Below are 18357 nucleotides of genomic sequence, written 5' to 3' on the forward strand. Positions count from 1 at the left end.
CTATGTCGACCATTCCCCTTACCAAGCTCGGCGCTGAAAAGCTCAAGGAAGAGCTGCATCGCCTCAAGCACGTCGAACGTCCTGCCGTGGTGCTGGCCATCGCCGAAGCGCGCGCCCAGGGTGACCTCTCTGAAAACGCCGAGTACGACGCCGCCAAGGACAAGCAAGGCTTCATCGAGGGCCGCATTCAGGAAATCGAAGGCAAGCTGTCTGCTGCGCAGATCATCGACCCGTCGTCGCTGGACGCCGGTGGGCGCGTGGTGTTTGGCGCCACCGTTGAAATGGAAATCGAAGCCACAGGTGATGTGGTGACCTACCAGATCGTCGGCGACGATGAGGCCGACCTCAAGGAAGGCAAGATATCCATCGGTTCGCCCATCGCGCGCGCCCTGATCGGCAAGGAAGCCGGCGACGTCGCCACGGTGCAGGCCCCCGGTGGTGCCCGTGACTACGAGATCATCGAAGTCCGCTACGAGTGATCAGCCAGCGCTGTAAGCCATGAAGCTCTTGCGTTTCCAGGCCTGGCTGGCCGCTCTATGGGTTGGCGTGATGGTAGGCGTGGGCGGCGTGGCTGCCCCGAGTGTGTTCATGGTGCTGGAGCGCGAGCTGGCCGGCAAGGCCGCTGGCCGCATGTTCACGCTGGAAGCCAAGCTCGCGCTGGGGCTGGCCATCGTGTCTTTCATGATTGAGCGCCGCCGCGTGCGTGATCTGGCTGAATCCGGCCAGACCACCACGGTGATGACTGGCAATCTGCTGCTCATCCTGGGCGCGCTGTTCCTGGCGATCTTTGGTGAGTTTGTGCTGCACCCCATGATCGAGGCGGCCAAGGCCGGGCAGCCGGTGGCTTTGTCCTTTGGGGCCTTGCACGGGGTGTCGTCGGCGCTGTACTGGGTGCGCGCCGTCATGGTTGGCTGCCTGGCCTGGCGGCTGACAGCCAACCGCGCCTGACTCAGGCGGGCTTTTTGCTCGTCACGCGCTTCTTGGCGCGCTTGATGAGGCCGCCAGCGGTCACGCGCTGGTTGCCCATGACTTGAACCTTCTTGACCTCAGGGCGGCGCAGGCCACTCTTGGAGAACTTCAGAATCTTGACTTCGCGTGGGCCAGCCCCGCGGTCTTCCCTGGCCTCGGCCTGGGCTTTTTCTGGGATCGGGCGCCACAGCACCAGCAATTTGCCGATATGCTGGATCGGTGCGGCGTCCAGTTGGTCGCACATCTGGGCGTAGATTTCTTCGCGGGCGGCGCGGTCGTCACCCAGCACGCGCACCTTGATCAGGCCGTGAGCCTTCAAAGCGGCATCGGCTTCCTTCAGCACGGCGGGGGTAAGCCCATCTCCGCCGATCATCACGACGGGGTCCAGGTGGTGCGCATCAGCCCGATAGGCTTTGCGCTCGGCAGTTGTCAATTGAATAGCAGGCATCCCTCTATTATCGAGCCATGAAAGTCCAAACGAAAAGCAAAAAAGTGAACAAAGCATGGTTACATGACCATGTCCATGACACTTACGTCAAATTGGCAGGAAAAGAGGGCTATCGTTCGCGCGCTGCCTACAAGCTCAAGGAAATCGACGAGGCCCTTCACCTGATCAAGCCCGGTCAGCTGGTGGTGGACCTGGGGGCATCGCCTGGTGCGTGGAGCCAGTACGTGCGCCGCAAGTTCGCGCCCAAGGATGCCGGTACGGGGGGCGCGGCCACCGGTCAGCTCAACGGCACCATCATCGCGCTGGACCTGCTGGATTTCGAGCCGGTTGACGGCGTGCAGTTCATCCAGGGCGATTTCCGCGAAGACGAGGTGCTGGCGCAACTGCGCGAGGCCGTCGGCGAGCGCCCGGTTGACGTTGTCGTTTCTGATATGGCGCCCAATTTGAGCGGCATTGAAGTCTCAGATAGCGCGCGTATTGCGCATTTGGTCGAACTTGCCGTCGATTTCGCGCAAAACAACCTCAAAAAGGATGGTGCGCTCGTCTGCAAGGTTTTCCATGGCAGCGGCTACAGCCAGTTGGTCGAGCTGTTTCGTGAGCATTTCCGCGTGGTCAAGCCCATCAAGCCCAAAGCGTCCCGAGACAAGTCGGCCGAGACCTTTCTCGTGGGCATCGGGCTCAAATCCCGGTGAATTTTGTTGAAGGCCGTCTTTTAAGTGCCGAAAACAGGTGTTTCACAGGGGCTTGATTTCTGCAGGGTCTCTCTTGACTGTTCTAGAATCGTCCCCATGTACCGCGAAGATTGCGTTTGGCTTATTCAGTCTGATGGGTTTGAGCGTGATTTTTGAAACCTGCCGCGGTGGGTTGATGCATACAGCGTCAGCCGGGGCAGGTGTGAATGGGATGAAGGAGCCGCGGTGAACAATCAATGGTTCTCGAAGATTGCAGTCTGGCTGGTAGTGGCGCTGGTGTTGTTCACCGTGTTCAAGCAGTTCGACCGCGCCAGCACGGGTGGTAGCCAGATCGGCTACTCTGACTTCCTCGAAGAAGTCCGTGCCAAACGCATCAAGAGCGTCACGCTGCAGGAAGGCGGCGGCGGCACCGAGATCATCGCCACCACCACGGACGACAAACGCATCCGCAGCACGGCCACTTACCTGGACCGCGGTCTGGTGGGCGACCTGATCAACAACGGCGTCAAGTTCGACGTCAAGCCTCGCGAAGAGCCCTCGCTCCTCATGAGCTTGCTGGTGTCCTGGGGCCCCATGCTGCTACTGGTCGGCGTGTGGATCTACTTCATGCGACAGATGCAGGGCGGCGGCAAAGGCGGGGCGTTCAGCTTCGGCAAGAGCAAGGCGCGCATGCTGGACGAGAGCAACAACAACGTCACCTTTGCTGATGTGGCTGGTTGCGATGAGGCCAAGGAAGAGGTCAAGGAGTTGGTTGACTTCTTGCGTGACCCTCAGAAGTTCCAGAAGCTGGGTGGCCGCATTCCGCGCGGCGTGCTGATGGTCGGCCCTCCTGGTACCGGCAAGACACTGCTGGCCAAGTCCATTGCGGGCGAAGCCAAGGTGCCGTTCTTCACCATTTCCGGCTCCGACTTCGTTGAAATGTTCGTGGGTGTGGGCGCGGCCCGCGTCCGTGACATGTTCGAGCAAGCCAAGAAGAATGCACCGTGCATCATCTTCGTGGACGAAATCGACGCCGTGGGCCGCCATCGTGGCGCTGGCCTGGGTGGTGGCAACGACGAACGCGAGCAGACCCTCAACCAGATGCTGGTCGAGATGGACGGCTTCGACACCAATGCAGGCGTGATCGTGATCGCCGCAACCAACCGCCCGGACATCCTGGACCCGGCCCTGCTGCGCCCCGGTCGTTTCGACCGTCAGGTGTACGTGACCCTGCCTGATGTGCGTGGTCGCGAGCAGATCCTCAACGTGCACGTTCGCAAGGTGCCCGTGGGGCAAGATGTGCGTGCCGACATCCTGGCGCGTGGTACGCCTGGCTTCTCTGGTGCCGATCTGGCCAACCTGGTCAATGAGGCTGCCTTGTTCGCTGCGCGCCGCAATGGCCGCGTGGTCGAAATGCAGGACTTCGAGAAGGCCAAGGACAAGATCATGATGGGCCCCGAGCGCAAGTCCATGATCATGCCTGAGGAAGAGCGCAAGAACACGGCTTACCACGAGGCAGGCCACGCGCTGGTGGCCCGTCTGCTGCCCAAAACCGATCCGGTCCACAAGGTCACCATCATCCCGCGCGGTCGTGCGCTGGGTGTGACCATGCAGTTGCCCGAAGGCGACCGTTACAGCATGGACAAGACCCGCATGCTGGACACGATTTCGGTGCTGTTTGGTGGCCGTATCGCCGAAGAAGTCTTCATGGATCAGATGACCACCGGTGCGAGCAACGATTTCGAGCGCGCCACGGCCATTGCCCGTGACATGGTGACCCGTTACGGCATGACCAATGAGCTGGGCCCCATGGTCTACGCGGACAACGAAGGCGAAGTGTTCCTGGGGCGTTCGATCACCAAGACCAACAACATGTCTGAAGAGACCATGCAGAAGGTCGACAAGCAGATCCGCAAGATCATCGACGAGCAGTACGCCACCGCGCGCAAGCTCATCGAAGACAACAAGGACAAGATGCATGCCATGGCCAAGGCCTTGCTGGAATGGGAAACCATCGACGCAGACCAGATCAATGACATCATGGAAGGCCGTGAGCCGCGTCCTCCCAAGGACTGGACGCCTCCCAGCAACCGTCCCAGCGGTGGCAACAAGCCCCCGATGAGCACGGATGGTGCGCCGGCTGCTGTCTGACCACTGGTCCGGCATCCAACCACACGGGGCTTCGGCCCCGTTTTTCATGGGGCCACGCGCTGGGCCCGACATCGAACATGACCATCTGGCAAACCACCCGATTTGACATCGACCTGAGTCGCCCCAGGATCATGGGCATCGTCAATGTCACCCCTGACTCCTTCTCCGACGGTGGGCAGTACCTCGGTGCCAAAGACGCCTTGCAGCAGTGCGAGCGTCTGGTGCAGGAGGGGGTGGACATCCTGGACATCGGTGGCGAGTCCAGTCGCCCCGGGGCGCCCACGCTCAGCCCTGATGAAGAATGGGCGCGCCTGGCAGAAGTGCTGAAGGCGGCGGTGTCACTGGGGGTGCCGGTGTCCGTGGACACCTGCAAGCGCGAGGTCATGCATCGGGCACTTGATGCGGGCGTGGACATCATCAATGACATCCGCGCGCTGGAGGCCCCAGGTGCCGAGGCGGTGGTGGCTTCGCATGCGCGCTGTGGCATCTGCCTGATGCACATGCAGGGCGACCCGGCCAGCATGCAGAACCGGCCGACCTATCCCGATGTGGTGGCCGAGGTGAAAGGCTATTTGAAGCAGCGGCTGGACGCGATGCTCGCCCTGGGCGTTCATCCTTCTCGCATCACCCTTGATCCGGGTATCGGTTTCGGCAAGACGCCAGCGCACAATATCGAGTTGTTACAACGTCAGGAAACGCTGCTGGATCTGGGGCGCCCGTTGTTGCTTGGGTGGTCGCGCAAATCGACGCTGGGGCACATCACGGGGCGGCCCGTCGAGCAGCGTCTGGTGGCCAGCGTGGCCGCCGCACTGGCGTCGATCAGCAGGGGGGCTCGCATAGTGCGGGTGCACGACGTCGCGGCCACAGCCGATGCCTTGAAGGTCTGGGCTGCCGCGAATTTGTCAGACTGAAACAGGGCTGCCGGGCGCACAATGCGCCTTCGGGTACAGCGCTATCAAATTTTTAGAACAACATGGCTCGTCAATATTTTGGAACCGATGGCATCCGTGGCACGGTGGGGCAAGCCCCGATCACGCCAGATTTTGTCCTGCGTCTGGGGCATGCCGTGGGCCAGGTGCTGCGTCGCACCGAGAAGCGTCCTACCGTTCTGATCGGCAAGGACACGCGCATTTCCGGCTACATGCTGGAGTCAGCCCTGGAGGCGGGTTTCGCCTCGGCTGGTGTGGATGTGCTGTTGACCGGGCCGCTGCCCACGCCCGGTGTGGCCTACCTGACCCGGGCCTTGCGCCTGAATCTGGGTGTGGTCATCAGTGCATCGCACAACCCTTTTGCGGACAACGGCATCAAGTTCTTCTCGGCCAAAGGCGAAAAGCTGCCCGATGAGTGGGAGCTGGCCGTGGAGGCGGCGCTCAACGATGCCCCCAACTGGGTCGATTCGCCCAACCTCGGCAAGGCCCGGCGCCTGAACGATGCGCGCGGCCGCTACATCGAGTTCTGCAAGAGCACGTTTTCGTCCAACCTGTCACTCAAGGGCCTGAAGCTGGTGATTGACGCCGCCCATGGTGCGGGCTACCAGGTGGCGCCGGAGGTGTTCCACGAACTGGGCGCCGAGGTGATTCCCATCGGCTGCTCGCCCACTGGGGTGAACATCAATGAGGGGGTTGGCGCCACGCACCCCGAGGCCTTGATCAAGGCAGTGGCCGAGCACGGCGCGCATTACGGCATCGCACTGGATGGTGACGCTGACCGCCTGCAACTGGTGGATGCGCAGGGGCGCCTCTACAACGGCGATGAGTTGCTGTATGTCATGGTGGCTGATCGCATCGACCAGGGCGAAGCCGTTCCCGGTGCCGTTGGCACGCTCATGACCAATATGGCGGTCGAGCTGGCGCTGCAAAACCGTGGTGTTGATTTCGTGCGCGCCAAGGTCGGTGACCGTTACGTGCTGGAAGAGTTGGTTTGCCGCGGCTGGCAACTCGGTGGCGAAGGGTCCGGGCACCTGATCGCACTGGACCGGCACACTACCGGTGACGGCATCGTGAGTGCCCTGCAGGTGCTGCAGGCGGTGGCGCGCAGTGGCAAGCGCCTGGATCAGTGGTTGGCGGGCGTGAACCTGTTCCCGCAGCGGCTGATCAATGTGCGGCTGGCACCTGGCCAGGACTGGCGCTCCAGCGGCGCCCTGGCTGATGCGCAGAAAACGGTGCTGGCGCAACTCAATGGTCGGGGGCGCGTGTTGATCCGCCCATCGGGCACCGAGCCACTGCTGCGCGTGATGGTCGAGGCCGAAGACCAGAATCTGGCCGATCAGTGCGCGCAAGCGCTGGCGGACGCGGTCAAGGCCTGAGCACCTCGGCGCATGCTCGCCAAAGAAAAAGCCGGCACGTGTGGCCGGCTTTTTTCATGCCCCGAGCAGGTTCGGTTTATTTCTTGGGCGGTGTCAGCACGCGGTCGATCACGTGGATGACGCCGTTGCTGGCAGGCAGGTCGGCCTTGGTGACCAGGCCATCGTCCACGGTCACGAAATCACCGGCCTTGGCCACGTTCATCTTGGCGCCGGTGGAGGTGGTCAGCGGCTGGCTGCTGTCGATGTCGCCCGATTTCACCAGGCCAGGCACCACGTGGTAGCCCAGAACGGCCTTGAGCTGGGCAGGATCCTTGGCCAGTTTGTCCAGGGTGGCGGCGGGCAGGGCCTTGAACGCTTCATCAGACGGGGCGAACACGGTGACAGGGCCGTTGCCTTGCAATGTGTCCTGCAGGCCAGCTTGCTGGATCAGTTTGCTGAATGTGCTCAGTTCAGGGTTGGCGTTGGCAGCCACGACGACGTTGGCCGGCGTTGCAGCCACGTTGGTGCTGGCGCAACCTGCAAAAGACAGGGTGAGGGCGAGCAGGCTGCTCAGCAGCAGAAGGTGAGGGCGGCGAGTGGTCATAGATAAGGGTCTCCGTACGAGGTGATGGCTCCACCAGAATCCGAGGAGCATGCCGGCACGATAGATTTGTCACATGACGATTGCGTGACGAAAACATGACGCGACTGTCATGAAAATGGTGCGCCGTACGGCCTGTCTTTTTGTGACAAGGCTGAAAATTGCTGTCACATACGCGTCACAATCGCGCTCTAAAGTCCGCCCCATAGAAATCTGTCTGTCACATGACAAGAAAGGCGTAGACATGAGCTTCAAGATGATTCGCACCGCCGCGGCTGTTGCCCTGGCTCTGGTTTCCGGCGCTGCTTTTGCCGAAGACGTCACGGGTGCTGGTGCGACTTTCCCTGCGCCGCTGTACGCCAAGTGGGCCTCGGCGTTCAACACCGCCACCAATGTGCGCATCAACTACCAGTCCGTCGGTTCCGGCGCTGGTATCAAGCAGATCAAAGCCAAGACCGTTGACTTTGGCGCTTCCGACATGCCCCTGAAGGACGATGAGCTGGCCAAGGAAGGCCTGGTTCAGTTCCCCACCGTCATCGGCGGCGTGGTTCCCGTTGTGAACATCAAGGGCATCACGCCCGGCCAGTTGAAGATGACCGGCGAAGTGCTGGGCAACATCTACCTGGGCAAGATCACCAAGTGGAACGACCCCGCTCTGGTGGCACTCAACCCTGGCGTGCCGCTGCCTGACGCCGCCATCGCCCCGGTTCGCCGTGCGGACGGCTCTGGCACCAGCTTCATCTTCACGAACTACCTGTCCAAGGTGAACGCCGAGTGGAAGGCCAAGGTTGGTGAAGGCACCGCCGTGAACTGGCCGACCGGCGCAGGTGGCAAGGGCAATGAAGGCGTGTCGGCTTTCGTGCAGCGCCTGCCCAACTCGATCGGCTATGTGGAATACGCCTACGCCAAGCAGAACAAGATGTCGCACGTGGCCTTGAAGAATGCTGCTGGCAACTTCGTGGAACCTGATGACGCCACGTTCAAGGCCGCAGCCGCTTCCGCCGAGTGGAACAAGTCCTTCTACCAGGTGCTGACCAACCAGGCTGACAAGAACGCCTGGCCCCTGAGCGGTGCCACCTTCATCCTGATGCACAAGTCGCAAGACAAGCCTGCTCAGGCTGGCAGCACCCTGAAGTTCTTTGAATGGGCTTATGTCAACGGCGACAAGACGGCTTCCGAGCTGGAATACGTGCCGCTGCCCGCATCGGTCAAGGATCTGGTCCGCAAGCAGTGGGCTGGCATTGCCGACACGGCTGGCAAGGCCGTTTCGTACAAGTGATTGCCTTGAGTTGATGTTCTCTTGACGCCGGGCACTTGTTCAATAGGTGTCCGGCCTTGTTGTTTCAGCTGATCCCGTAGTACATGACCCGGATGATCCTCGCCGACGGAGGCTTTCGATGACTGCCATTCTTCCTGCTGACATTGATGACGCCGATGTTCCGCCTTCCCGTGGTGTCAAGGGCCGACCTATGACCAATCCTCCCTCTCGACGCGTGATGGCCCCCTGGGCCGATGCGGTGTTCGCGACCCTGGCACGCGCTGCAGCCATCCTGACGCTGGCTTTGCTGGTGGGCATCATCGGCTCGCTGGTCGTGGGTGCATGGCCCGCCATCAAGGCCTATGGCATCAGCTTCTTGTGGCGCACGGAATGGGATCCTGTTCAGGAGCAGTTCGGCGGCCTGGTGATGATCTATGGCACCTTGATGACCTCGTTCATCGCGCTGTTGATTGCCGTGCCGGTGAGCTTTGGCATTGCCATGTTTCTGACCGAGTTGTCGCCTTCGTGGTTGAAGCGCCCGCTTGGCATCGCCGTCGAGTTGCTGGCCGCCGTGCCCTCCATCGTGTATGGCATGTGGGGCCTGCTGGTGTTTGGCCCGCTGCTGGCGACCTATGTGCAGCAGCCTTTGCAAAGCGTCACGCAAGGCGTGCCTTACATCGGCGCGCTGTTCAGCGGCCCTCCTGTGGGCATCGGCATCCTGTCGGCAGGCATCATCCTGGCGATCATGATCATTCCCTTCATCGCCTCGGTGATGCGCGATGTGTTCGAGGTGACGCCTCCGCTGCTCAAGGAGTCTGCTTACGGCCTGGGCTCGACCACCTGGGAGGTGGTCTGGAAGGTGGTGCTGCCTTACACCAAGACCGGTGTGGTGGGCGGCATCATGCTGGGCTTGGGGCGCGCGCTGGGCGAGACCATGGCCGTGACCTTCGTGATCGGCAACATGAACCAGCTCAACTCGCTGTCGGTCTTCGAGGCCGCCAACAGCATCACCTCGGCGCTGGCCAATGAGTTTGCCGAAGCGGGTGAGGGCCTGCACCAGGCCTCGCTGGTCTACCTGGGCCTGATCCTGTTCTTCATCACCTTCGTGGTGCTGGCCTTCTCGAAGGTCTTGCTGGCTCGTTTGAAGAAGTCTGAAGGAGCGCGAGCATGAGCGCCGAACTGCAAGCACTGCGCGCCCGCCGTCATGCGGGGCGCAAACGCACCAATTTCATTGCGCTGGCGCTGTCCTTGATGGCCATGGCGTTTGGCCTGGTCTGGCTGGTCTGGATCCTGGTCGAGACGGTGCGCCTGGGTATCGATGGCCTGACGCTGGCCACCTTCACCCAGATGACGCCGCCGCCTCAAGAGGCAGGCGGTCTGGCCAACGCGATCATGGGTTCGCTGATGATGGTGGGCCTGGCCACGGCCATTGGTACGCCGGTGGGCATCATGGCTGGCATCTACCTGGCCGAGTATGGCCAGAAGGGCTGGCTGGGCAGTGTCACGCGTTTCATCAACGACATCCTGCTGTCTGCGCCGTCTATCGTGGTGGGCCTGTTCATCTACTCGATGGTGGTGGCGCGCATGCATTCGTTCTCGGGCTGGGCGGGTGTGCTGGCGCTGGCCTTGATCGTGGTGCCGGTGGTGATCCGCACCACCGAGAACATGCTGTCGCTGGTGCCCAATGCCCTGCGCGAAGCGGCTTATGCCCTGGGTACACCCAAGTGGCGCGTGATCCTGACGATCACCTTGAAGTCAGCCCGTGCGGGTGTGATCACCGGCATCTTGCTGGCCGTGGCCCGCATCTCCGGCGAGACGGCGCCTTTGCTGTTCACGGCCTTGTCGAACCAGTTCTGGTCGGCTGACCTGAGCAGCCCGATGGCCAGCCTGCCCGTGACGATTTTCAAGTTCGCGATGAGCCCGTATGAAAACTGGCAGAAGCTGGCCTGGGCAGGTGTGTTCCTGATCACCGCCGGTGTGCTGGTGCTCAACATCATCGCCCGCACGATGTTCCGTCAGCGCTGATCGGCGCGGCCTCACAAGATTCACGAAAGACCCTGCACCATGGATGCCAAGGTTCAAACCCAGACCCCCAACAAGGCCAAGCTGGCCGTGCGCAACCTGAACTTCTACTACGGGAAGTTCCATGCGCTCAAGAACGTGAACATGGAGTTGCCCGAGCACAAGGTGACGGCCTTCATCGGCCCGTCCGGTTGTGGCAAGTCCACGTTGCTGCGCACCTTCAACCGCATGTTCGAGCTCTACCCCGAGCAGCGTGCCGAAGGCCAGATCCTGCTGGATGGCCAGGACATCCTGACCACCAAGGAAGACGTGTCCCTGATCCGTGCCCGCGTCGGCATGGTGTTCCAGAAGCCCACGCCTTTCCCGATGTCGATCTACGAGAACATCGCCTTTGGTGTGCGCCTGTTCGAGAACCTGTCGCGCGTCGAGATGGACGAGCGCGTGGAGTGGGCCTTGAAGAAGGCCGCGCTGTGGAACGAAGTCAAGGACAAACTCAACCAGAGTGGCTCCGGCTTGTCAGGTGGTCAGCAGCAGCGTCTGTGCATTGCGCGCGGCATTGCCATCAAGCCAGAAGTGCTGTTGCTGGACGAGCCTTGCTCAGCGCTGGACCCGATCTCGACCGGCAAGATCGAAGAGCTGATCCATGAGCTCAAGAACGACTACACCGTGCTGATCGTGACCCACAACATGCAGCAGGCTGCGCGTTGCTCGGACTTCACGGCCTATATGTACCTGGGTGAGCTGATCGAGTTCGGTGCCACCACCGACATCTTCATGAAGCCCAAGCGTACGGAAACCGAGGATTACATCACCGGCCGTTTCGGTTGATGCAGCCCACTCCAATCAATAGCAAAAACAGGTTTTCGAAGGAGTTTTTCCATGTCCGAGAAGCATTTGTCCAGCCAGTTTGATGTCGAGCTCAGCGGCATTTCCACGCGCGTGCTGGAGATGGGTGGCCTTGTTGAATCCCAGGTGGCGCAGGCCATCTACGCCTTGACGCACTTCAGCGGCGAAACCGCCAGCCAGGTGCTGGAAGGCGAAGAGCGGGTCAACCAGATGGAGATGGACATCGACGCGGACTTGTCGACCATCATCGCGCGCCGCCAGCCTACTGCGCGTGACCTGCGTTTGCTGATCGCCATCTCCAAGACCATCGGCAACCTGGAGCGCGTGGGCGACGAGGCTGCGCGCATTGCCCGCACGGTGCAGCGCCTGATCAACACGGGTGTGTCGAGCCGCCTGCGCCTGCCGGTGAGCGACGTGTCGTTCGAGGCTTCGCTGGCCACGGCTTCGCTGCGCCGCGCGCTGGATGCCTTTGCGCGCCTGGACACGCAGACCGCACTGGAAGTGATCAAGAGTGACAACGAGATTGATGCCGAATTCGACGGCCTGATGCGCAAGCTCATCACCTACATGATGGAAGACCCGCGCACCATTTCAGCTTCGATCGACCTGGTGTTCGTTGCCAAGGCCATCGAGCGCGTGGGCGACCATGCCAAGAACCTGGCCGAGCAGGTCATCTACATCGTCAAGGGTACCGATGTTCGCCACAACACGCCCGAGGCGGTTGAGTCGATCATCAAGTAAGACACCAAACTAACGTACAAGCACGGAGAACACCTCATGAGTCGTGTGCTGGTTGTTGAAGATGAAATGGCGATTGCCGAGTTGATCGCCTTGAACCTGCGTCACTCGGGTTTTGATGTGGTGGTTGCCCACAATGCGGACGATGCGCAAAGCGAGATCGACAAGGTCTTGCCGGATCTGGTCCTGCTGGACTGGATGCTGCCAGGCCAGTCAGGGCTGGCTTTGGCCAAGCGCTGGCGCAGCGCGTCTCGCACGCGTGATCTGCCCATCATCATGCTCACGGCGCGTGCCGAAGAGGTGGACAAGGTCGCTGGCCTGGATGCCGGCGCCGACGATTACCTGACCAAGCCTTTCTCGACACACGAGTTGATGGCGCGTGTGCGTGCGGTGCTGCGTCGCAAGGCGCCTCAGGCACTGGATGCAGCGGTGGAGGTGGCGGGCTTGCGTCTGGACCCGGCCACGCGCCGTGTGTGCCGTGGCGACCAGGAAATCAAGATCGGCCCGACCGAGTTCAAGCTGCTGCATTTTTTCATGACCCACCCGGAGCGCGTGCACAGCCGTGCGCAGCTGCTGGATCGGGTCTGGGGTGATCATGTCTTCATCGAAGAGCGCACGGTGGACGTGCATGTGAAGCGTCTGCGCGAAGCCTTGTCGCCTGTGCAGCGCTCGCAATTGATCGAGACGGTGCGTGGGGCTGGTTACCGCCTGACGCAGCAGGTGGCTGACGTCGCCGCCTGAAGATCCCTCTTTTTGAAGAGTCATCGTGGATTCAAGCAATTCGTGGCTGTTGTCACGTGTCGGCGCACGCCTGTTGACGGCGTCGACCGGCGGGCTCGCGGGGTGGTGGGTTGGCAGCCAGATTGGTTATCCCGTCACACTGTGCATGGGGGCTGCCGCATCGGCGGTGCTCCTCCTGTCCGTGACCGACACGCTCAAGGGGCACCGTCTGCTGGACTGGTTGCGAACGCCAGAGGCCGTGCCGCCTGATCTGCCTGGCTTGTGGGGCGAGGTTGCGCATCGTGTGCAGCGCGTCATCCATGTCAAGGATGAGCACATTGCGCAGGAGCAGGCTCGCCTGCAGGAGTTCCTGTCGGCCATCGAGGCTTCGCCCAATGGCGTGTTGCTGCTCGATGCACGTGAGCACATCACCTGGATCAGCGCGGCCGCTGCCGATCATTTCGGCTTGAACCCGCAGCGCGACCTGCAGCAGCGCGTGACCAACCTGGTTCGCCAGCCCGCTTTTGTTCAATACCTGGCGGCAGGTGACTACCGCGACGTGGTCAAGTGCCAGATGAGCCATGGCACGCAAACGGTGTTGCAGATCCAGGTGCGCGTTTACGGTGAGGGGCTCAAGCTGGTGCTGTCTCAAGACATCACCGAGCGTGAGCGAGCCGACACCATGCGCCGTGATTTCGTGGCCAACGTGTCCCATGAGATTCGCACGCCGCTGACGGTGCTCAATGGCTTCATCGAAACCATGGGGGCCTTGCCGCTGACCGAGGTGGAGCGCAAGCGCGTCATCGCACTGATGACCCAGCAATCCGAGCGCATGCAAAGCCTGGTGAGCGACCTGCTGACGCTGGCGCAGATCGAGGGCAGCCCCAGGCCAGCGTCGGACCGCTGGATCAAGGTGGACAGCCTCTTGCAGCGTATTGAGACTGACGGCCTGGCCTTGTCTCGTGAGCGGCATCCGATGTCGTTTGTGCAGGAGCCTGCAGACAAGCCCTGTGAGATCGCCGGCATTGAAAGCGAGTGGCTCAGCGCCATGGGCAACCTGGTGTCGAATGCCGTGCGCTACACGCCTGAAGGCAAGGGTATCGATGTGCGTTGGACTTTGCTGGCCGGTGGTGGCGCGGAGTTCAGCGTGAAGGACGGCGGCATTGGCATCGCGCCTGAACACATCCCGCGCCTGACCGAGCGCTTTTATCGGGTTGATGGCAGCCGATCACGCGAGACGGGTGGCACAGGCCTGGGCTTGTCCATCGTCAAGCATGTGGTGCAGCGCCATGGCGGCGAGTTGCGCATCACCAGCGAGCCTGGCAAGGGCTCCACGTTCACTTTGACGGTGCCCGCGGCGCGTGTGCGCCGGATCTGACGGCGCGCTCAGTCAGGCTGCGTCTGCGTGGGGGCAAGGCGCCGGTAGATGACGACCTGCTCGGAGTTGTGGGTCCGTTGGTTGTACTGCGCAACCCTGGCCCACCCAGGTGCATGTGGCGCCTTGGTATGAGCGGGTGTGCGCAGCACCAGCCACTTGCAAGTGCTGGAGGCAGGGTTGGTGGAGGTGCTCAAGCCATTGACACGATAGTGCCCGAAGTACTCCATGGCTGTCAGCAGGCCCACGGGGGCATCGGGCGCGCAGATCTGTTCGCCGTCAGGTATGTGAGGGGCCATGCGGGCCATCACGAGGCGGTAGCTTTTGGCCTGATCCAGCAAGGGCAGCCACAAGGTCATGAACAGCAGCCAGCACAGGGCCACACCACCGGCCGGGAGCACCAGGCTCTTCCAGAGCGCGTGGGCCTGACGCGCGGTGCGCCAGCGCACCAGGCCTAACCAGAGCACGGTGCCGATGATGGCTGGGATCAAAGCCAGCCAGGAATAGTGCGCCACGTAGCCCGGCACGAGCTTGGCCACATTGGCGGCCACCTTGGCGGGGGCGCCCGTGTGCATGGCCACGTAAATCACCCAGATGGCGCCGGCGCAGGCCGTGAAGAAACACACCGAGAACCAGTCGATGGCGGAGCCGAGGCTGCGCTGGAGGATGGGCAGGGCGAAGGCCGCCAGCACGGCCAGCGGCGGCAGTGCGGCGAGCAAGGCGCGTTCGTTGGCACCCATGGCGATGCAAGCCACGAAGCCCACCGCTGCGGCAAGCAGGGGAACGGCGATGTGGCGGCGCCAGATTTGCCTGCGCCAGTGCCAGATGGTCAGTGCGGCCAGCGGCAGCGTGGGCCAGGTGAACCAGCTGATCAGCTGGATCGCTTCCTTGGGGTTGAGGTCCTGGTCAATGCGCCAGGCCCAGCCAGAAAGCCCTGAGGTGGTCAGGGCCGTGGCCAGGCCCAATGCCAGGGCCAGGGCGGCCAGGATCCAGCCCAGGTGGGCTTTCATCTCTGCCTGGCGAGAGCGCAGGCAGACGATGACGCCAACAAGCCCCAGCATGGCGGCCACCGCCGGGCTGCCGCTGGCGGCCATCACCGGCAAGGCGAGCAGGGCGGCAACGCGCGCCTGAACAGGCTGTCGCTGGACCGCGGCGAGGCTGAACAAGAACAAGGTGCTACCTGCCAGTTGGAGCAGCTCGGGCGTGGTTTCATGCCCCAGCTGGAGCAGGCCCAGGCTGGCGATCAGGGCCAGCAGGCCACCGTCGGCCACGGCCCGGGCGTAATCCCGTGGCTTGGCTTCGCCGCCAAACGCCAGCGGCAAAGGCTGGGCGGCATCTGTCAGGGCGAGCTGGTAGGTGCTGTACCAGGTCAGCGTCAGGATGGCTGACAGCAACAGGGCAAAGGGGACGCGTGCGGCGAGCGCCGGGTCTACCCAGGGGCTCAAGGCGGAAATGAAGGCCCCGCCCAGCCAGTAAGGCAACACGCCACCGGAGGTGGGCAACACGCCGCCCACATTGGGGTGCAGCCAAGAGGCCTGGCCCAGTGCCAGGCTCCACATGTGACCGAAAGACGCGATGTCTTCGTTCTTCCAGGGGTCTCGTCCGAGCAGCCCGGGGATCACGTAAGCGGCGCAAAACAGCAGCAGCGCCCAGCGCGGCAGGCGTTGCACGGCCTTCTGGGTGACCAGGGCAGGGGAGATGACCGGGGCCTGTGAACGGGCGTTCATGTCTGTGGGATCAGCCTGGGCAGTTCAGTGTGAGGCAGAAATGCAAAAGGGCAGCCAGAGCTACCCTTTCGATGTGAATCAGGAAATCGGGCGTTGCGAAACAGCGCCCGATCGGCCCGATTACTTGCGGAACTGAGCGAACTTGGTGCGGAACTTTTCCACGCGACCACCCAGAGAGTCAACAGACTTCTGAGTGCCAGTGTAGAAAGCGTGCGACTCGGACGAGGTTTCCAGCTTGAACAGGGGCAGTTCACGGCCGTCTTCCAGCTTGATCGTTTCCTTGGTAGGAGCGCAGGAACGGGTCACGAACTTGAAACCGTTGGATTGGTCCACGAAAACGACTTCGCGGTAGTTGGGGTGGATACCTTGTTTGGGCATGTCAAAAACCTCTTGCTGTTTGCATCATCGGGAGCCACCAGGCACCACGCCTGGCACTTTCCGACAGCCGGAAAACCCGAAATTCTAGCATGAGAACCCGGGGTTGGCGAAAAACTGGTGAAGAAACTTGGCCTCCTCCAGCGACCACCGCGGAGCCGGCTTCGCCGGTCCGCCAGTGGTGCCCCCTTTCAAAGGGGGCGCGCGCAGCGCGTAGGGGGTTAGCCCCCTCTACGCATCATGTCGAAGAAATCGTGGTTGTTCTTCGTCGAGCGCATTTTGTCCAGAACGAACTCCATCGCCTCGATTTCGTCCATCGGGTAGAGCAATTTGCGCAAGATCCAGCTCTTTTGCAGGATTTCGGCCTTCAGGAGCAACTCTTCGCGGCGGGTGCCGGACTTGTTGATCAGGATGGACGGGTACACGCGCTTTTCGGCCATGCGGCGATCCAGGTGGATTTCGCAGTTGCCGGTGCCCTTGAATTCTTCGTAGATCACTTCGTCCATGCGGCTGCCGGTGTCGATCAGGGCGGTGCCGATGATGGTCAGCGAGCCGCCTTCTTCGATGTTGCGGGCCGCGCCGAAGAAGCGCTTGGGGCGTTGCAGGGCGTTGGAGTCCACACCACCAGACAGCACCTTGCCCGATGAAGGCAGGACGTTGTTGTAGGCGCGGGCCAGACGGGTGATCGAGTCCAGCAGGATCACGACATCCATCTTGAGTTCAACCAGGCGCTTGGCGCGCTCGATCACCATTTCGGCAACCTGCACGTGGCGCTGGGCCGGCTCGTCGAAGGTGGAGCTGATGACTTCGCCGCGCACGGTGCGCTGCATTTCGGTTACTTCCTCGGGGCGCTCGTCCACCAGCAGCATGATCAGATGCACTTCGGGGTGGTTGGCGACCAGGGCGTGGGCCAGGTTCTTCATCATCACCGTCTTGCCGCTCTTGGGAGGGGCGACCAGCAAGGCGCGCTGGCCTTTGCCGATGGGGGCGATCAGGTCGATGATGCGGCTGGTGACGTTGTCATCGGCCTTGGAGCCGGTGGCAGCCGTCTCGCGCTCAAGCTTGAACTGCTCGTCGGGGAACAGCGGCGTGAGGTTTTCGAACATCAACTTGTTCTTGTTCACCTCGGGTGACAAGCCGTTGACCGTGTCCACCTTCACGAGGGCGAAGTAACGTTCACCATCCTTGGGGACGCGCACTTCGCCTTCGATCATGTCGCCGGTGTGCAGGTTGAAGCGGCGGACCTGGCTGGGCGACAGGTAGATGTCGTCGGTGCTGGCCAGGAAGCTGGTGTCCAGCGAGCGCAGGAAGCCGAAGCCGTCAGGCAGCACTTCGAGCACGCCATCGCCGAAGACCTGTTCGCCGGCCTTGGCACGCTTCTTCATGATGGCGAACATCAACTCCTGCTTGCGCATGCGAGAGACGTTCTCGATTTCGAGACCCTCTGCCATCTCCACCAATTTGGAGATGTGCAGTGCCTTCAGTTCTGAAAGATGCATGGATTGAGACCCTGAACGAAACCGGCTGTCAGTGAGTCGTCAACGGTGACGCTACGCCAAGCAGGTGGACAAATCGTGGGTGGATGGGGTGGGCAGACAAATGGCCGGGAAACAACTGAAACCAGGCCGAAGGTTTGTCGTGGTGCGTTTTAGAGAATATCGCCAGACTGCGATCAGGCTGTTGCTTCTCTGCACCGGCCGTCTGAGTATCAGACTGGCCCGACGAACACCGGCTGAAGTCTATCAGCCGGTGGACGCATTATAGGGACGAAATAAAGAGAAAAATCACAGGTTGCCGTCGATGAAGGCCGTCAATTGAGCCTTCGAGAGCGCGCCGACCTTGGTGGCAGCCAGTTGGCCGCCCTTGAAGATCATCAGCGTGGGGATGCCACGGATGCCGAACTTGGCAGGCACTTCACGGTTCTGGTCGACGTTCATCTTGGCCACATTCAGGCGACCCGAGTAGCTCGTGGCGACTTCGTCCAGAATCGGGGCGATCATCTTGCAGGGGCCGCACCATTCGGCCCAATAATCCACCAGCACGGGCTGGGCAGATTGCAGGACGTCGGCATCGAAAGAGGCGTCGGAAATGTGTTTGATCAGGTCGCTGCTCATTTAACTATCCTTCAGTTTGCTGGCGCGATGGCGGCACCCATAGGTGTTTTCCCAGCAG

The 18357-nt window shown here is 61.8% G+C and carries 19 protein-coding genes; 13 read left to right on the top strand and 6 right to left on the bottom strand.

All coding sequences use genetic code 11. The features are described 5' to 3' along the window. The first annotated feature begins 2 nt into the window (after positions 1-2). Positions 3-479, top strand: coding sequence for a transcription elongation factor GreA (greA, locus tag HY019_RS14760; protein ID WP_290693462.1), 477 nt, complete (start codon positions 3-5; stop codon positions 477-479). Positions 480-498: 19 nt separating this feature from the next. Beyond that, positions 499-948, top strand: coding sequence for a DUF4149 domain-containing protein (locus HY019_RS14765; RefSeq protein WP_290693465.1), 450 nt, complete (start codon positions 499-501; stop codon positions 946-948). A 1-nt stretch (position 949) separates the two neighbouring features. Here the strand turns inward: HY019_RS14765 and HY019_RS14770 are convergent, their stop codons facing one another. After that, a complete protein-coding gene (locus HY019_RS14770; RefSeq protein WP_290693468.1) occupies positions 950-1417 on the bottom strand; it encodes a YhbY family RNA-binding protein in 468 nt (155 codons plus the stop codon). A 17-nt stretch (positions 1418-1434) separates the two neighbouring features. Between HY019_RS14770 and HY019_RS14775 the strand changes: the two genes are divergently transcribed. The 4 genes from HY019_RS14775 (at position 1435) to glmM (ending at position 6544) form a co-directional block, all read left to right on the top strand. Then, positions 1435-2109 (top strand): RlmE family RNA methyltransferase, encoded by a 675-nt coding sequence (locus tag HY019_RS14775; RefSeq protein WP_290693471.1) that lies wholly within the window; start codon positions 1435-1437, stop codon positions 2107-2109. A gap of 225 nt (positions 2110-2334) precedes the next feature. Further along, complete coding sequence (ftsH, locus tag HY019_RS14780; protein ID WP_290693474.1) at positions 2335-4239, top strand: ATP-dependent zinc metalloprotease FtsH; 1905 nt, start codon at positions 2335-2337, stop codon at positions 4237-4239. 77 nt (positions 4240-4316) lie between these two features. Continuing rightward, positions 4317-5150 (top strand): dihydropteroate synthase, encoded by an 834-nt coding sequence (gene folP / locus HY019_RS14785; RefSeq protein ID WP_290693477.1) that lies wholly within the window; start codon positions 4317-4319, stop codon positions 5148-5150. A 62-nt stretch (positions 5151-5212) separates the two neighbouring features. Then, positions 5213-6544 (top strand): phosphoglucosamine mutase, encoded by a 1332-nt coding sequence (gene glmM / locus HY019_RS14790; protein ID WP_290693480.1) that lies wholly within the window; start codon positions 5213-5215, stop codon positions 6542-6544. A gap of 76 nt (positions 6545-6620) precedes the next feature. On the opposite strand, the gene HY019_RS14795 is transcribed toward glmM, so the two are convergent. Then, the gene (locus HY019_RS14795) at positions 6621-7127 is read right to left on the bottom strand and encodes a fasciclin domain-containing protein (RefSeq protein WP_290693483.1); all 507 of its coding nucleotides are present in this window, start codon (positions 7125-7127) and stop codon (positions 6621-6623) included. A 253-nt stretch (positions 7128-7380) separates the two neighbouring features. On the opposite strand from HY019_RS14795, the gene pstS reads away from it, so the two are divergent. The 7 genes from pstS to phoR all read left to right on the top strand — a co-directional run bounded on the left by pstS (position 7381) and on the right by phoR (position 14086). Then, positions 7381-8403, top strand: coding sequence for a phosphate ABC transporter substrate-binding protein PstS (pstS, locus tag HY019_RS14800; protein WP_290694223.1), 1023 nt, complete (start codon positions 7381-7383; stop codon positions 8401-8403). Positions 8404-8593: 190 nt separating this feature from the next. Next, entirely contained in the window at positions 8594-9553 is a 960-nt protein-coding gene (pstC, locus tag HY019_RS14805; RefSeq protein ID WP_290693485.1) for a phosphate ABC transporter permease PstC, read from the top strand. After that, a complete protein-coding gene (pstA, locus tag HY019_RS14810; RefSeq protein ID WP_290693488.1) occupies positions 9550-10407 on the top strand; it encodes a phosphate ABC transporter permease PstA in 858 nt (285 codons plus the stop codon). The genes pstC and pstA overlap by 4 nt, the downstream gene beginning before the upstream one ends. Before the next feature lie 39 nt (positions 10408-10446). Continuing rightward, a complete protein-coding gene (gene pstB, locus HY019_RS14815) occupies positions 10447-11232 on the top strand; it encodes a phosphate ABC transporter ATP-binding protein PstB (protein WP_290693491.1) in 786 nt (261 codons plus the stop codon). Positions 11233-11283: 51 nt separating this feature from the next. Further along, positions 11284-11991, top strand: a complete 708-nt coding sequence (gene phoU, locus HY019_RS14820; RefSeq protein WP_035034290.1) for a phosphate signaling complex protein PhoU — start codon at positions 11284-11286, stop codon at positions 11989-11991. A gap of 36 nt (positions 11992-12027) precedes the next feature. After that, the gene (gene phoB, locus HY019_RS14825) at positions 12028-12729 is read left to right on the top strand and encodes a phosphate regulon transcriptional regulator PhoB (protein WP_290693495.1); all 702 of its coding nucleotides are present in this window, start codon (positions 12028-12030) and stop codon (positions 12727-12729) included. Between the two features lie 25 nt (positions 12730-12754). After that, positions 12755-14086 (top strand): phosphate regulon sensor histidine kinase PhoR, encoded by a 1332-nt coding sequence (phoR, locus tag HY019_RS14830; RefSeq protein ID WP_290693498.1) that lies wholly within the window; start codon positions 12755-12757, stop codon positions 14084-14086. 8 nt (positions 14087-14094) lie between these two features. Here phoR and HY019_RS14835 read toward each other — a convergent pair whose 3' ends face one another. The 4 genes from HY019_RS14835 to trxA form a co-directional block, all read right to left on the bottom strand. Further along, positions 14095-15810 carry a hypothetical protein gene (locus HY019_RS14835; protein ID WP_290693501.1) on the bottom strand — a complete coding sequence of 572 codons (1716 nt, stop codon included), beginning with the start codon at positions 15808-15810 and terminating at the stop codon, positions 14095-14097. A gap of 120 nt (positions 15811-15930) precedes the next feature. Continuing rightward, entirely contained in the window at positions 15931-16188 is a 258-nt protein-coding gene (locus HY019_RS14840) for a type B 50S ribosomal protein L31 (protein WP_290693504.1), read from the bottom strand. Between the two features lie 218 nt (positions 16189-16406). After that, positions 16407-17684: a transcription termination factor Rho gene (gene rho, locus HY019_RS14845; protein WP_290693507.1), complete on the bottom strand. Its 1278-nt coding sequence runs from the start codon at positions 17682-17684 to the stop codon at positions 16407-16409. A gap of 285 nt (positions 17685-17969) precedes the next feature. Further along, positions 17970-18299 (bottom strand): thioredoxin TrxA, encoded by a 330-nt coding sequence (gene trxA, locus HY019_RS14850; RefSeq protein ID WP_035034279.1) that lies wholly within the window; start codon positions 18297-18299, stop codon positions 17970-17972. Between the last annotated feature and the right edge of the window lie 58 nt (positions 18300-18357).

Origin of the sequence: Aquabacterium sp. (assembly GCF_016195855.1) — a bacterium.
Lineage (GTDB): Bacteria > Pseudomonadota > Gammaproteobacteria > Burkholderiales > Burkholderiaceae_C > Aquabacterium.